The 14,240-nt window shown below is 63.3% G+C and carries 12 protein-coding genes and 1 riboswitch; of the genes, 2 read left to right on the forward strand and 10 right to left on the reverse strand.

Translation table 11 applies throughout. From position 1 onward, the window contains the following. Nucleotides 1-18: 18 nt before the first annotated feature. A riboswitch (yybP-ykoY riboswitch) is annotated at nucleotides 19-147 on the reverse strand. Between the two features lie 68 nt (nucleotides 148-215). Further along, nucleotides 216-1,646, reverse strand: coding sequence for a pectate lyase (locus ACYU81_RS08245; protein ID WP_460987169.1), 1,431 nt, complete (start codon nucleotides 1,644-1,646; stop codon nucleotides 216-218). A 348-nt stretch (nucleotides 1,647-1,994) separates the two neighbouring features. Here ACYU81_RS08245 and ACYU81_RS08250 point away from each other — a divergent pair, with 348 nt between their 5' ends. Next, entirely contained in the window at nucleotides 1,995-3,125 is a 1,131-nt protein-coding gene (locus ACYU81_RS08250) for a hypothetical protein (RefSeq protein ID WP_460987170.1), read from the forward strand. A 33-nt stretch (nucleotides 3,126-3,158) separates the two neighbouring features. After that, nucleotides 3,159-3,602: an EamA family transporter gene (locus tag ACYU81_RS08255; RefSeq protein WP_460987171.1), complete on the forward strand. Its 444-nt coding sequence runs from the start codon at nucleotides 3,159-3,161 to the stop codon at nucleotides 3,600-3,602. 27 nt (nucleotides 3,603-3,629) lie between these two features. Here the strand turns inward: ACYU81_RS08255 and ACYU81_RS08260 are convergent, their stop codons facing one another. The 9 genes from ACYU81_RS08260 to ACYU81_RS08300 form a co-directional block, all read right to left on the reverse strand. Continuing rightward, the gene (locus ACYU81_RS08260) at nucleotides 3,630-4,388 is read right to left on the reverse strand and encodes an HAD family hydrolase (protein WP_460987172.1); all 759 of its coding nucleotides are present in this window, start codon (nucleotides 4,386-4,388) and stop codon (nucleotides 3,630-3,632) included. Next, nucleotides 4,343-5,332, reverse strand: a complete 990-nt coding sequence (locus ACYU81_RS08265; protein ID WP_460987173.1) for a UbiA family prenyltransferase — start codon at nucleotides 5,330-5,332, stop codon at nucleotides 4,343-4,345. The genes ACYU81_RS08260 and ACYU81_RS08265 overlap by 46 nt, the downstream gene beginning before the upstream one ends. Nucleotides 5,333-5,899: 567 nt before the next feature. Then, nucleotides 5,900-7,333 carry a DNA recombination protein RmuC gene (locus tag ACYU81_RS08270; protein ID WP_460987174.1) on the reverse strand — a complete coding sequence of 478 codons (1,434 nt, stop codon included), beginning with the start codon at nucleotides 7,331-7,333 and terminating at the stop codon, nucleotides 5,900-5,902. A gap of 70 nt (nucleotides 7,334-7,403) precedes the next feature. Further along, nucleotides 7,404-8,576 (reverse strand): aminotransferase, encoded by a 1,173-nt coding sequence (locus ACYU81_RS08275; protein WP_460987175.1) that lies wholly within the window; start codon nucleotides 8,574-8,576, stop codon nucleotides 7,404-7,406. A 221-nt stretch (nucleotides 8,577-8,797) separates the two neighbouring features. Then, entirely contained in the window at nucleotides 8,798-10,357 is a 1,560-nt protein-coding gene (guaA, locus tag ACYU81_RS08280; protein WP_460987176.1) for a glutamine-hydrolyzing GMP synthase, read from the reverse strand. A 42-nt stretch (nucleotides 10,358-10,399) separates the two neighbouring features. After that, entirely contained in the window at nucleotides 10,400-11,653 is a 1,254-nt protein-coding gene (locus ACYU81_RS08285; RefSeq protein ID WP_460987177.1) for a TCR/Tet family MFS transporter, read from the reverse strand. Between the two features lie 175 nt (nucleotides 11,654-11,828). Further along, nucleotides 11,829-12,395 carry a hypothetical protein gene (locus tag ACYU81_RS08290; RefSeq protein ID WP_460987178.1) on the reverse strand — a complete coding sequence of 189 codons (567 nt, stop codon included), beginning with the start codon at nucleotides 12,393-12,395 and terminating at the stop codon, nucleotides 11,829-11,831. A gap of 183 nt (nucleotides 12,396-12,578) precedes the next feature. Continuing rightward, nucleotides 12,579-13,004 (reverse strand): 50S ribosomal protein L17, encoded by a 426-nt coding sequence (gene rplQ / locus ACYU81_RS08295; protein ID WP_460987180.1) that lies wholly within the window; start codon nucleotides 13,002-13,004, stop codon nucleotides 12,579-12,581. A gap of 172 nt (nucleotides 13,005-13,176) precedes the next feature. Beyond that, nucleotides 13,177-14,238 (reverse strand): DNA-directed RNA polymerase subunit alpha, encoded by a 1,062-nt coding sequence (locus ACYU81_RS08300; RefSeq protein WP_449470787.1) that lies wholly within the window; start codon nucleotides 14,236-14,238, stop codon nucleotides 13,177-13,179. Between the last annotated feature and the right edge of the window lie 2 nt (nucleotides 14,239-14,240).

A 14,240-nucleotide genomic window follows, 5' to 3' on the forward strand; every position in this document is an offset into this window, starting at 1 on the left:
ATGCCATTGGTCTCGCCCGATACGGCCCGCTCAAGGCGTTCGCCTTGGCTTCCCATATCCCGCATGCCACGGCCTCTCGGCCAAATATGTTGACATACGGCCCGTTCGACCAAGCGAACGGCTGGCTACTCCCCAGATGACCGCCCGCCTTTAGGAGAGATTGGTGGTGTATGCAATGGAGGGAAGGGCAGGGGAGGGAAGGGCAGGGGAGGGCTTCACATCATCGCCGCTCTCAAAAGGCCGCCCAGCCCAGCGAGCGCGGCTACGGTCAAAGCGACCGCCCACGCCGTAACAGTCCGGGGTTTGTCTTGATCTTCCTGCCTTTCCGCGAGGCTGGCGCCCGCCAGCATCTGGCGATGCGCATAATCCAGAAACTCGTCGAAATTGCTCCACCCGTCGCGGTTCGCATCTTCCCAGGCGTCGTTTCTGGTCGCGTCGGTGCCGTTCGCCTTTTCCCATTGGTCGGACATGCCGTCTCCGTCGGAATCCGCATAAGGCGTTCCATCGGCTATCTCGGGAAGGATGCCGGGCTCATGGCGGATCTTGCCAGTGCCCTGCCTCACCTCCTTCACGATCCGTGTGTCCACCGTATCGCGGGGAAACGCCCCGGCCGTCGTCAGCGCGCGATGATAGGCCTGCCTGGCGTCGATGACCGGGGCGCCGATGGGACATGACGGCGTCTGCACCATCGCTTCGCGCACATAGGGCGGCGGCTCCCGGACGATCCTGCCATCAATATAATTGCCCGCCTCATATATCTGCGCGCGGCCGGTCGAATTCACCGACTGGCGAGCGATAATGTATCGCCCGGGCACCATATTGGGTCCCGCCTTGAAATAGTTTCCCACGATATTGACCGGGCTTCCGCCATGCTGTTCCCAAACTTCGACGAAATCGGAACGCGCATTGTAGATCAGGTTGTTGACCACATCGACGCAGGAACCGGGGAAGAAGTTGACGTCGGGATTCCTGTCGCCGTTATGGGCGCAGATATTGCCGATGAACGTCAATTTCTGGCTGCCTGTGGCATCGCTGCTTAGAAGCGCGCATTTGTCATGCCTGCGCAATCCCTCGGCAAGGATGGAATTGGATATCGTTATATTGTCGTTCTGCCCCTGACCGCCGACGGTTTCATCCTCCGACCACGACACGCTGACATGGTCGATGATGACGTTGCTGCTCTTCTCGAAAATGATCCCGCTGTCGGAAGCGCGCGTGTCCCCCCGATTGTCCAGCCGCACCCTGATGTGGCGAATGATGACATCATGCGTATTTTTGGCGACAAGGGGCGTCAGGCCATATCGGCCTCCTGCATGGGTGATCAATATGCCGCCACCGGGGGCCGTCTGTCCCGCAATGGTTATGTAGGGATTACGGATCACCGGCCGCTCGGTCGTCCAGCGGATGACCCCGCCGACCCGGAAAACGCATGTGCGCGGCCCGCGCGCATCGATGCAGGCGCGCAAGGTTCCCGGGCCGCTGTCGGCCAGGCTCGTCACCGCTATGATGGCGCCGCCTCGCCCGCCCTGGGTGAACCGGCCATAGCCCACCGCACCGGGAAAGGCTTCCAGGGTCCTGGCCTCGGCGGCAACGGGCATGATCGCCAGTAATAAGGCGACCGCTTTCGGCAGACCCCAGGCGCGCATCGACGGCTCCCCGCCCGCGGGCAAGGGATGCCGCCTGATGTGCCCGGCGGGGACTATTTCCCCGGCCATGCCTGTTTCTCGCGCCGATTTCATGCCCCGATGATCGCCAAAGCGCCGCAAATCGAAACAACTATTCCGGACCTATCCGGGGAGTAAAAGCGATCCCCCCAAGGAGTGGCCCTTGTCCGAAATCGCAAGTGTGGACCCGGTGGGGCTCCTGTAGAAAATCGGGATGGATCAAAGCCATGGGAAAGTTTCGTGACCGTCCGCCATGCCCTGCGCGCCATCACGATCAACCTGTCCCGGCCGATGATATCCACGGCGGCGCTGAACTGAGGATGGTGGGGGATGGCCTTGGAAATGCACTCTAAGGAACTGCGCGGCGGAACCTACCTCGCCCCGATCTTCATGGCCACCATGCTCGTGGCGCTCGTCCTGCCGATGTTCTTCGAGGTCTACAGGACCGTCTATTATGGCACCATGTCCTATGATGACTATTCGCGCTATCTTCTGTGGGTGCTGGGCGAACCGGGCGGAAAGATTCCACCCAGCCCGCACGTCTATCGCATCGGTTCGGTAATCCTCGCCGCACCCTTCTACCAGCTGCCGGTCATCCTGTTTTCGGGTCAGGGCATTCATCACGCGCCCGTCATGATGCAGCCGGAATATGTAAGGGCCTTGCAGGCGATGTGCGCGGCTAACGCGGCCTATGCGGCGATATCCGGCTGCCTTGTCGGCCTTTATCTCGCCTTCTGGCGCAATGTTTCGGTGGGCTGGGCCTTTTCCGCCACCCTCATCTTCCTGTTGCTGACGCGCTATCTCGGCATGGGCTCCGCCGACGGCATAGCGACGCTGCCGCTCGTAATCGCGGCCATTGCGATGATAGAGCGCAGGATCGCCATCTTCGCCGCCGCCGTTATCCTCGGGACTATCGTCAATGAAAAGGTGGCCCTGATCGCCTTCTTTGGCGCGAGCCTCCGCATGCTGTTCGTGGTGGAGCATCGCAAGGTCTATTTCGTCATGGCATGCGTCGCCGCAGTCGCGCTGGCAGCCTATGCGGCGACGGTCCTTACCCTCGCCATGCCGGGCCTCGACAATCAACGGGACCCCGGCACCTATGTTTCGGGGATGATCGGTTCGATCCGCCATCTTTTCGGCATGAAGGGCGCCTATCAGAATCTCTGGCCCGCGATCGTCGTGATCATCCTGTGGTGGACCGCGCTTCGGCCGGGCCGTGACCCCATCGTCTATCTTTGCGACATCGGCGGCGTCATCGCCTTGTTCCTGTTCGCGCTGGCGCTGGACGTCCAATATAATGTCGGCCGCATCGTGATGTTCTCGATGCCGCTGTTTCTGCTCGGCGCTGTGGAGAGCATGGCACGGTCGCGACTGGGCGCGGCATCAGATACCTCGAACCGTCCGGTGGGTGGTGCGGCAAAATCCTCCGCCCCGATCGCGGCATTTCCCGAACATTCCTAAGGCATCAGCGGTGGCGAAAAGGAAAGGCGATTTATGGCAAAGGCAATGCTCCTCGGACTGGTTCTGGCAAGCGTCTTCCTGTCTGCGGCGGCGCAGTTGATCCTGAAGCTCGGCATGTCGAGCGCGGCGGTGCAGAGCGCTCTGGCCCAGCCGGAGCAATCGCTGTTCCGTACGGCGATGGTGATCGCGACCTCGCCTCTGGTCATCCTCGGGCTCAGCTGCTTTGTGCTAAGCGCCCTCATATGGCTGCTGGTTCTGGCGCGCGTCGATCTCTCCACCGCTTACCCCTTCATCGGGCTGGGCCTCGTCATCACCGTGGCGTCGAGCTATTTCATCCTTGGCGAGCCGATATCGACCACCAAGCTTGTCGGCGTTGCGGCCATTGTCTTCGGCGTGGTGCTGATCGGCCTTTCCGTCTCCCCGACGGACAAGCCGGAACAGCTTTCCGGGAAGCTCGAACAGGCGTCCCGTCTCTGATTCCCGGTCCCCACGAGGGGACCATCATCACGCCATTTTCATGAGCAGCGGCTGAAACAGCGCGTCCCCGAACGAACGGAACCGCTCGACCTCGCCTGATGCGCCCCGCGACAGGATCAGCGCGCGCATGTTCAACCGCGCGGCCACCGCCCAATCCCGTTCGACCCGATCGCCGATCAGCACCGCGCGATCGGCTGCGACACCCGACAGGCGCAACAGCTTTTCAAGACCTGCTGGATCGGGCTTGGGACGGCCAACGTCGGGATCAGTGGCCGCGACGATATAGTCGGCGGTCAGGTCCAGCGCCGCAAGTTTCGCGACTGCGGGATAATCCGAAAAGATCGCGATCCGCTTACCCTCGCGCGCTATCGCCTGGAACAGCTGCTGGATACCCGGACGGCGGCAGGCGGCAAGCATGGACAGCGGCCGCTCTTCCATCCATTCGGCGACCAGCCCGCGCACCTCATCGGGGGTGCAGCCCCTCTCGGCCGCCGGAATGCTGTATTGATCGGCCAGGAAATCCTGCGACCCTTCGGCCAGCGCCTCGCGACAGCGGCGGAAGGAACGCAGCGTCAGCAGCGTGTCCAGACTTCGCCGGGCGATCGCATCCCGCAGCAGTGCCGCCAGCATCCGCGCGCGCAGCTGCCTTTGATCGTAGAGCGTGCCATCCATGTCGAAGATGACGAGGTCGATCGCGCTCCAATCGATCGGGATGGACTGCGCCGCCATGCCGGACCCGATCAGCCGACCTTGATGAGATAGGGCTGCGACAGCGAACTCAGCCACGGCAGGTCGACAAAGGTGGCGACCACCACCGCCAACACGGCAAGGCCGGTCGCGGCGAGCAGGCGGCGCGAACGGAACAGCCGTTCCGGCCGCTGCGCCACCGATCCCTGCCGCAACGCCAGCCACATATAGATGGCGAACAGGCCCGCGATGAAGGGAAAGGCGATGATATATTCAAGGCGATATTTGATCAGGAACACCGCAATGAAAAAGGCCGACAGCATGGCGTAGAGGAAGCAGGATACGGTCAGGTTCTCGCTCGTATAGCTGCGGAACGACTTGCGATAGCGGTGCAGCATCTCGACGCCCTGATCCGCCACGACGTCACGATATTCGCTCAGCCGCTTGGCGCCCATCAGGAACGCGCCGCCTGCCCAATAGGCGATGAACAGGCTGGCCGGGGGCAGGGCGGTCGGGTCCACCATGGCCCAGCCCAGCACCAGACGAATCGGATTGTTCACAGACTCGCTGATGACATCCAGATAGACCTTGTCCTTCGTCCGGATCGGCTCGACATTATAGGTGATGCCCGACAGCCCGAACGCCACCGAAGCGACGAAGAACAGCTGCCCCAACTGGTAGCCGAGCAACAGCCCGAGCAGCAGCAAGGCGAGATATTCGGCATAGACCAGCGTCGGCGAAAGCGCCTGATGAACGGCCGTGCGCTGCGACTTGACCGGATGAAAGGCGTCAAAGTCCCGATCCAGCCATTCGTTGATCACATAATTGGCCGACGCGATCAGGATGGCGCTCGCAAACCCCAATAGCAGGCGATCGATCGACAGATGCGCCGCGCCATGGTGGACAGCATAGGCCAACACGATGCCCGGAATGATGAAGACATGCTTCGTCATATGGTCGAAGCGCGCAATCGAAAGATAATCGCGCAGCGACGCCTGGGATGCAATGGCGCCACGGGCGGTGGCGTCAGACTGGTTGATCATCACTTACTGCTCCTTCAGGGCATGCAGATAAGCTCATCCCATTCGCGGCATTGGGCGGCGAAACGGGCGTTACTTGCTGTCCATTATCGTCCACGATGTTGCCGATATTATTGCCATAGGGACCTGGGTCAGGCCAGTGGCGCCCCCGGTTCAAAGGGGGCAGAAGCGCGACGCATTTGGATACGGATCAGAGGCATTCTGTCCCGAAAGAGCCTTGACCCATATGGCAATTCCGGGCGGTAGGACGACCGACCCCCCGTCTCCGAGAGCGGGCAATGGCGGCGCAGCCCGATGTCCGGCGAGCCGTCATTGACCGCAGGGCGCATCCCCATGGGCTTGCCAGCCCGTCAAGAACGATAGCGGGGGCGCCTAAAGCATTTTCGAAACGGAAGGCATCATCTGCTGGCTCGGGAAAAAGCGGCCATCAAAAGACAAATGGAGCATGAGCCGATTCAGCCTGATTGGATCATGCTCCAATCGCGCTGGGAAAGCCTGCCGCACCCTTGTCAGCCGGTGTCGGCTACTTGTTCACGATAACCGGAACCAACAGGCCCCGGCCGACAAGCCTCACTCCGCCGCGTCTGCCACGGCCTCGGGTAACGCCCGTACCGCCTCGGGCGAAGCAGGCTCGCGCACCAGCGCCTCGACCGGCTCAAGCTCCTCCAACTCGCGCCCGCCCGTCTCGATATTGAGGTCACGCAGCTTGCGCCCGGTCACCAATACCCGGCCCTCGAAGCTGCCGACGAAGCTGTTATAATCGCTCACGGCCCCGGTCAGCCGGTTGCCCAGCTTCTTGAGCGACCCGGCCGCAGCCGCCAGCCGTTCATATAGCTCCTTGCCCAGCGCGCCGATCCGCTTGGCTTCGTCCGCCATCTTCTCCTGCCGCCACACCGCCGCCACGGTGCGGGCGATGGCGATGAGGTTGGTCGGCGTCGCCAGCAGCACCCGCTTGCCAAAGGCATGATCCCACAGCTGCGGATCATGTTCCAGCGCGGCTGACAGGAAATGCTCGCCGGGCACGAACATGATGACATAGTCCGGCGCTTCGTCGAACTGGTCGGCATAGCTTTTGCGCCCCAGCGTCTCGACATGCGCGCGCATCGCGGCGGCATGGGCGGACAGCAGCCGCTTGCGCTCCTCCTCGCCCTCCGCGCTATAAGCATCCTGATAGGCGTTCAAAGACACCTTGGCGTCGATCACCAGAGCGCGGCCGCCCGGAATCCGTACGATCGCGTCAGGCCGCAACCGCCCATCCTCACCCTCGACGCTCACCTCGGTGCGGAAATCGACATGTTCGGACAGCCCGCACGTCTCCAGCACGTTGCGCAATTGCTGCTCGCCCCAGCGGCCCCGTGCCTTGGGCGCATGGCGCAGCGAATCGACCAGCCGCTGCGCTTCCGCGCGCACGGCTTCCTGCCCCGATTTCATCGATTCGATCTCGCCGCGCAGGATGCCGTAAGCCTCGGTGCGCTGCTGCTCGATCTGGCTGATCTTCTGATCATAGCGCTGGATCGTCTCGTTGACCGGGTGCAGCAATTGCTTGAGCTGCGCCTCGCTCTTCTCATGCGCCTGCGCCAACCGCTGATCGGCGCGCTCCAGGAAATGGCTCTGCGCCTGATGCAGCAGCTTGCCGCCAATCTCGCTGAACTGCGCCGACAACTGCTCCTTCGCGTCCTTCAGCGCCACGATCTGCGCTTCGAAAGCCTCGGCCCGTGCCTGCGTGTCGGATTTCAGCGCCGCCAGTTCCCGCTCGGCCAAGCCCCGCGCCGCCCGCTCATCCTCCAGCCGCTGCGCCAGCACGCCCGCCTGCGCCGCCCGCTCCTGCGCCACAACCAGTTCCTGCAACGCGCCGTTGCGCTGCGCTTCCGCCTGCGCCAGCTTCGCAACAAGCTCGGCCTTTTCCGCCACCAGCGGCGCCACCGCCTTGCCACGCAACAGCCAGCCCAACGCCAACCCTGCTATCAGGGCGGCCAGACTGAGGATGATGGCAAGGCTGTCCATTAATGATCCCCCGTGGAACGAAAGGTGAACCTAGCGGCCGCTGCACGGTGCCGCAAGCGCTAGTTGCGCCTCACCCGAGCATAAGGCGAAAACGGCCAAGCCGCGCAACCGCCTCATCGATCACCGCATCGCTTTTGGAAAAGCAAAGCCGGACCAGATGCGTGACCGCCGCATCGGGATAAAATGCCGATATCGGGATGGCCGCCACGCCCGCTTCCTCGATGATTCGCTCGCAAAAGCCGACATCGTCGAGCGCGATCCCGGAAGCGGCCAGATCGACCGTCACGAACCAGGTGCCCGCACTCGCCTGCACGTCATAGCCCACTAGTCGCAGTCCCTCGACCAGCCGGTCACGCGACGCCTGATAACCCGCCCGCATGTCCGTAAACCACGCTTCCGGCTTGGCCAGCCCCTCTGCCACGGCCCATTGCAGATTGGGCGGACTGGTGAAGGTCAGGAACTGGTGCGCCCGGCCCAACAGCCTCGCCACCGGCGCCGCCGCGCACATCCAGCCAATCTTCCAGCCGGTGACCGAAAAGATCTTGCCCGCCGATCCGATCTTCACCGTCCGCTCGGCCATGCCGGGAAACCGCATCAACGGCTGATGGACCCGGCCATCGAACGTCACATGCTCCCACACCTCGTCGCAAATGGCGATCAGGTCATGCTCCACGCAAAAGGCCGCCAGCATGGCCAACGCCGCCTCGTCCATCACGCTGCCGCTGGGATTGAGCGGGTTGTTGAGGATGAGCAGGCGCGTGCGCGGCCCCACCGCCGCTTCCAGTACCTCGCGCGTCACGCGCCAGTCTGGCGGCGTCAGCCTGATCACCCGCGCCACCCCGCCCGCGCGCTCCACCAAAGGCAGATAGGCATCGTAAAGCGGCGCCAGCAACAGCACCTCGTCCCCCGGCTGCACCAGCGCAAACAGGCTGGCCGCAATCGCCTCGGTCGCGCCGGAGGTGATGATGATCTCTTCCGGGGTTAACGGCAGCCCCTGATGCCGCCCATAATGCGCCGCCACTGCCGATCGCAATTCGGGCAGACCACCGCTTGGCGGATATTGGTTGGACCGGGTCATCAGGGCGTCGGCGGCGGCGCGCAAAATATCCTCCGGCCCCTGCGCGTCGGGAAAGCCCTGGCCGAGGTTGATCGCCCCCGTATCCCGCGCGCGGGCCGACATTTTCTCGAAGATCGTGGCGGGCATGTCCCGATAGACGGGATGGCCAAGAGGCACGCTGGTCATCCCGTCAGCCTAAAGCCTGCAACCGCCCGAGTATAGCGCGCTCAAGGGCTGTAAATCCCCCTTAGCCCCGTTCGGGCTGAGCTTGTCGAAGCCCTTCCCTTCTCCATGCCCAATGGGTGGAGGGAGGCGCGGTATCGCCGAACCGTCAACCTGTAAGGCGCGGCACCTTGCGGTGCCGAATGACGCGGGCAGGCATCCCTCGGATGCCTGCTATTTCCGCGTCATTCCCATTCGATCGTACCGGGAGGCTTGGACGTGAAGTCATAACATACCCGGTTGATACCCTTGACTTCATTGATGATCCGCGTCGCCACCCGGCTCAGGAACGCGGCATCGAACGGATAGATATCCGCCGTCATGCCGTCGGTCGATGTCACCGCCCGCAGCGCGCACACGCTGTCATAAGTGCGATGGTCGCCCATCACGCCCACCGTCCGCACCGGCAACAGCACGGCAAAGGCCTGCCAGATCGCATCGTACAGCCCGGCGTTGCGGATTTCCTCCAGATATACGGCGTCAGCCTTGCGCAGGATATCGCAACGTTCCTTGTTCACCTCGCCGGGAATGCGGATGGCAAGGCCCGGGCCGGGGAAGGGGTGGCGCCCAACGAAAATCTCCGGCAGCCCCAATTCACGGCCCAGCGCGCGCACTTCGTCCTTGAACAGTTCGCGCAGCGGCTCGACCAGCTTCATGTTCATGCGATCGGGCAGGCCGCCGACATTATGGTGGCTCTTGATCGTCACCGAAGGCCCGCCGGTGAAGCTCACGCTCTCGATCACGTCGGGATAGAGCGTCCCCTGCGCCAGGAAAGCCGCGCCGCCGATCTTCTTCGCCTCATCCTCGAACACGTCGATGAAGGTCTTACCGATGAACTTGCGCTTGGCTTCGGGATCGGTGACGCCTTCCAGCCCCTTCATGAACAGCGTCTCCGCGTTCACATGGACCAGCGGAATATTATAGCTGCCCCGGAACAGCGATACGACCTGCTCGGCCTCGCCGCTGCGCATCAGGCCATGATCGACGAAGACGCAGGTCAGCTGGTCGCCGATCGCCTCATGGATCAGCACGGCGGCCACCGCGCTATCGACGCCGCCCGACAGGCCGCAGATCACCTTGCCATCGCCAACCTGTTCGCGAATTTCGGCGATCTTGGTCGCGCGGAACTCGGCCATGGTCCAGTCGCCTTTCAGGCCGCAGACATGCCGCGCGAAATTGGCGATCAGCTTGCCGCCGTCGGGCGTATGCACGACTTCGGGATGGAATTGCGTGGCGTAGAAGCGCTTTTCCTCATTTGCCGTCATGGCGAAAGGAGCCCCTTCGCTCACCGCCACCACTTCAAAGCCCGGAGCCAGCTGCGTCACCTTGTCGCCATGGCTCATCCACACCTGATGCCGCTCGCCCTCGGCCCACAGGCCATCGAACAGGGCGCAACGCTTCTTGATTTCGATGAAGGCGCGGCCGAACTCGCCGCTTTCGCCGCCTTCGACATTGCCGCCCATCTGCTGCATCATCGTCTGCTGGCCATAGCAGATGCCCAGGATCGGAATGCCCGCGTCAAAGAAGCTTTGCGGCGCGCGCGGGCTGTCTTCCCACATCACCGACGAAGGGCCGCCCGACAGGATGATGCCCTTGGGCTGCATCCGCTTGAATGCGGCATCGGCGCTGTTGAACGGCGCAATTTCCGAATAGACGCCCGCCTCGCGCACGCGGCGCGCGATCAGCTGCGTCACCTGGCTGCCGAAGTCCACGATAAGGATGGAATCCTGAAGGGGCAGCGTCATCGAATCGCCTTTATGAGCCGAGAGAAATGGGATGTGGCGCGGTTAGTGCGCTTGGCCCCGCTTGTCCAGCGAGGGGACGTCATGCGCCCGGCCCGCCGCCCAGCCGAGCAGCGCCGCGCCAGCCAGGACCGCCGCAGCGATCAGGAAGGGGCTACCGATAAAGGGCAGCACCGGCCGATCGCCCACCGACAAGCTATATACAGCGCCAAAGAAAATGGGCGAGAGAACCCCGGCGATCGATCCGACGCTGTTGTTCGCGCCCTGCAACTGCCCTTGCTCGGATTCGGACACGCGTTGCGTCATCAGCGACTGGATCGTGGGCATGGCGAGCCCCCACAGCGCATTGGGGAACACGGCCGCGATGAACAACGCCTCCGTGGACGCCAGGCCCATGGCCGCCAACCCCAGCGCGCCAAAGGAAAGTCCGATGATCATCGTCCGCCGGTCGCCCAGCCGCTTGGCCATTGGCCCGACAAGCAGGCCCTGCACGCCCATGTCGAGCGCACCGACGAGCGCGAACAATATGCCCACCTGCCAAGGCCCCCAGCCATAACGATCGCCCGCATAAAGAACGAACACCGCCGAAAACAGGTGATGCGCGAAATGGAGCAGGAAGTTGACGGTGGCGAGGCTCGACAGCTCCGGATGCGACCGCAACAGCTTCAGCGCGCCGAACGGATTGGCCCGCTTCCACGAAAAGGCCATCCGCTTCTCCGGCGCTAGCGACTCAGGCAGGACGATCAGGCCGTAGAGGAAGGCGAGGGCGGAAAAGCCCGCCGCCGCCCAGAAAGGCGCCCGCACCGAAATCTCCCCCAGCATGCCGCCCAGCAGCGGTCCGGCGACAAACCCCCCACTGAACGCCGCACCGATCAGCCCATAGCCCCGCGCGCGCTTCTCCGGCGGCATGATGTCGGCCATATACGCAAAGGTCGACGTGAAGCTCGACGACGTAACCCCCGCCAATATCCGCCCCAGCGCCAGCCACCACAGATTGGGCGCCAACGCCATCAGCAGGAAGTCGAGCGCCAGCCCGGCAACGGAAATCAGGATCACCGGCCGCCGCCCGAAGCGATCCGACAGCGATCCAATGATCGGCGAACACAGGAACTGCATCACCGCCCACAACGCGACGAGCAGGCCGTTCCACAAGCCCGTGCCCGTGGTCGATCCGGTCAGCTCCTCGATCAGCTGCGGCACGACCGGGATGACGATGCCCATCGACATGACGTCGAGCATCGCCGTCAGGAGGATGAACGCGATGGCGGCGGTACGGGGCGGGACGGGCGGCGGGGACATGATGGCTCCTCGCGCTGCGACGGCCTTAAGCCTTCAAAAGCAGAAGACGCCACCAGCTCAGCGCATGCATTGGATCGGGGACTCTCCTGACGCGCTCGGTTCAATCACGCCATGACGAAGCCCGACCTCCTAGCGGCTTCGCTGACCGAAAAAAAGGGGTTTGCTCCGGCCCCGGCTATCGCGCCGCCGGGTTCCGGGGAAACTGGAGATTGGCGATCCGGCCATTCTGCACCGAACAGGTGAAATGCAGCGTCCGGCCGTCCTCCGACCGCCAGCTGGAACGGGCATCGATGTCCCCCTCGACCTGATAGTTCCCGCGGGTCTCCACCGGCTCCTGCACCTGCCGTACCTCGGCAAAGCCGCCGTCCCGTTCTGCCTCGTCACGGGCCGCGACCGCGCATTCGGTGATCGCCTCCTCGCGCTCCCGGTCGACCCGCGCGTCTTCAGCCCGCTCGCCCGGACGGGCATAAGCTTGACTGCGCGAAGGGGAACCGGCCTGCTCATCCATCCCGCCCGTCACATCGGAAAAATCATCGTCCGCCCGCTGCTGCGCCTGCGGCTGGCTGCCCCGCTCCTCGCCGCCGGTCACATCCTCGTTCGCATAGGGATCATCCTGCGCCTGCCGGTCGCTCGCGCCAGGATAGCCATAATCCGGCTGCGTCTGTGCGTGGACCACGCTGCCGGGCACCAGTGCCGCCACGCCCAGCATCGCTCCCGTCATCCAACCCGCCTTGCCGGTCATCCCATCACTCCTTGTCAGCTGCGCGACATGTCTAGGCTTGACCGGCTGTCGCACGGCTGAACGTGGCCGGGGCATCGTCGAGGCAGAGGTAGACAGCGCAAAAACAAAACAGGCCGCAGCTCCATCGAGCCGCAGCCTGTTTCGATTTATCCGGCCGCCCCTAAAAGGAGCGCCTTGCCTTGATCAGGCCGCTTCCAGCTCGTCCGCGTCGGCGTTCTGGACCGGACCTGAATACTTGCCCTTCGCATCGACGTCGCGGTCGACCAGCTCGATGATCGAGATCGGCGCAGCGTCCGAAGCGCGGATGCCCGCCTTGATCACGCGGGTGTAGCCGCCGTTGCGATCCTTGTAACGCTCGGCCAGAACTTCGAACAGCTTGATCAGCTGCGTGTCGTCCTGCAGGCGGGCGTGGGCCAGACGGCGGTTCGACAGGCCACCCTTCTTGGCGAGGGTGATCAGCTTTTCGACGTAGGGACGCAGTTCCTTCGCCTTGGGCGTGGTCGTCAGGATCTGCTCATGCTTGATGAGCGAAGCCGCGAGGTTGCGGAGCAGCGAGTTACGATGCCCGGCGCTGCGCTGCAGCTTACGATGACCAACCTTATGACGCATATCTCTTTCCTTCCGTTCGTTAAGGGGCCGTTTGAGGTACCCCAGACCAGGCGACCGTTAGAGGTCGTCGCCCATTCCACCTAGATTGGACCGTCACCCCAGCGAAAGCTGGGGTCTCAGGCCCGATGTTTTGCCATGAGGCACGAGATCCCAGCTTTCGCTGGGATGACGCTTACCCCAGCAGCTCCTGTTCGAGCTTCTTGGCCATTTCCTCGATATTTTCCGGCGGCCAGCCGGGGATGTCCATGCCCAGACGCAGGCCCATGGACGACAGCACTTCCTTGATTTCGTTCAGCGACTTGCGGCCGAAATTGGGGGTGCGCAGCATCTCGGCTTCGGTCTTCTGGACCAGATCGCCGATGTAGATGATGTTGTCGTTCTTGAGGCAGTTTGCGCTGCGAACCGACAGTTCCAGTTCGTCCACCTTCTTGAGCAGGTAGCGGTTGATCTGGTTCGTGTCGCTTTCGCCCTCGGCGGCGGCAGCCGCAGCGGTGCCAGCAGCCGGAGCGGCCACGGGCAGCGCGTCTTCGAAGTGGACGAACAGCTGCAACTGGTCCTGCAGGATGCGGGCGGCATAGGCCACCGCGTCTTCCGGCGTGACGGTGCCGTCGGTCTCGACGGTCAGCGACAGCTTGTCATAGTCCAGTTCCTGGCCGACGCGGGTATTGTCGACCTTGTAGGCGACCTGACGCACCGGCGAATAGAGCGCGTCGATCGGGATCAGGCCGATCGGGGCGTCCGCCGGACGGTTGGCGACGGCGGGGACATAGCCCTTGCCGACGTCAGCGGTCAGTTCCATGTTCAGCGTCGCACCCTGGTCCAGGTGGCAGATCACCAGATCGGGGTTCATCACTTCGATGTCGCCCACGGTGGTGATGTCACCGGCGCGCACTTCGCCCGGACCAGTCGCGGACAGCTGCAGGCGGCGGGGACCGTCGCCTTCCATGCGGAGCGCAACCTGCTTGATGTTGAGGACAATGTCCGTCACATCTTCACGCACGCCGGCCAGCGACGAGAATTCGTGGAGCACGTTCTCGATCTTGATCGAGGTGACCGCCGCGCCCTGGAGCGAGGACAGAAGAACCCGGCGCAGCGCGTTGCCAAGCGTCAGGCCGAAACCACGCTCCAACGGTTCGGCAACGAAAGTCGCCTTCCGCTTGCCGTCGCCCGTCGCCTTGATCTCAAGGCTGTTGGGCTTCTTCAATTCCTGCCAGTTCTTCATGTTGACAGTCATGT

The organism is Sphingobium sp. TomTYG75, from assembly GCF_054771635.1.

Bases quoted from the DNA above. Each gene is read 5' to 3' on its own strand.
- ACYU81_RS08245 (WP_460987169.1), bottom strand. From the start codon at position 1,646: ATGCGCGCCTGGGGTCTGCCGAAAGCGGTCGCCTTATTACTGGCGATC.
- ACYU81_RS08250 (WP_460987170.1), top strand. From the start codon at position 1,995: ATGGCCTTGGAAATGCACTCTAAGGAACTGCGCGGCGGAACCTACCTC.
- ACYU81_RS08255 (WP_460987171.1), top strand. From the start codon at position 3,159: ATGGCAAAGGCAATGCTCCTCGGACTGGTTCTGGCAAGCGTCTTCCTG.
- ACYU81_RS08265 (WP_460987173.1), bottom strand. From the start codon at position 5,332: ATGATCAACCAGTCTGACGCCACCGCCCGTGGCGCCATTGCATCCCAG.
- ACYU81_RS08270 (WP_460987174.1), bottom strand. From the start codon at position 7,333: ATGGACAGCCTTGCCATCATCCTCAGTCTGGCCGCCCTGATAGCAGGG.
- ACYU81_RS08275 (WP_460987175.1), bottom strand. From the start codon at position 8,576: ATGACCAGCGTGCCTCTTGGCCATCCCGTCTATCGGGACATGCCCGCC.
- guaA (WP_460987176.1), bottom strand. From the start codon at position 10,357: ATGACGCTGCCCCTTCAGGATTCCATCCTTATCGTGGACTTCGGCAGC.
- ACYU81_RS08285 (WP_460987177.1), bottom strand. From the start codon at position 11,653: ATGTCCCCGCCGCCCGTCCCGCCCCGTACCGCCGCCATCGCGTTCATC.
- ACYU81_RS08290 (WP_460987178.1), bottom strand. From the start codon at position 12,395: ATGACCGGCAAGGCGGGTTGGATGACGGGAGCGATGCTGGGCGTGGCG.
- rplQ (WP_460987180.1), bottom strand. From the start codon at position 13,004: ATGCGTCATAAGGTTGGTCATCGTAAGCTGCAGCGCAGCGCCGGGCAT.
- ACYU81_RS08300 (WP_449470787.1), bottom strand. From the start codon at position 14,238: ATGACTGTCAACATGAAGAACTGGCAGGAATTGAAGAAGCCCAACAGC.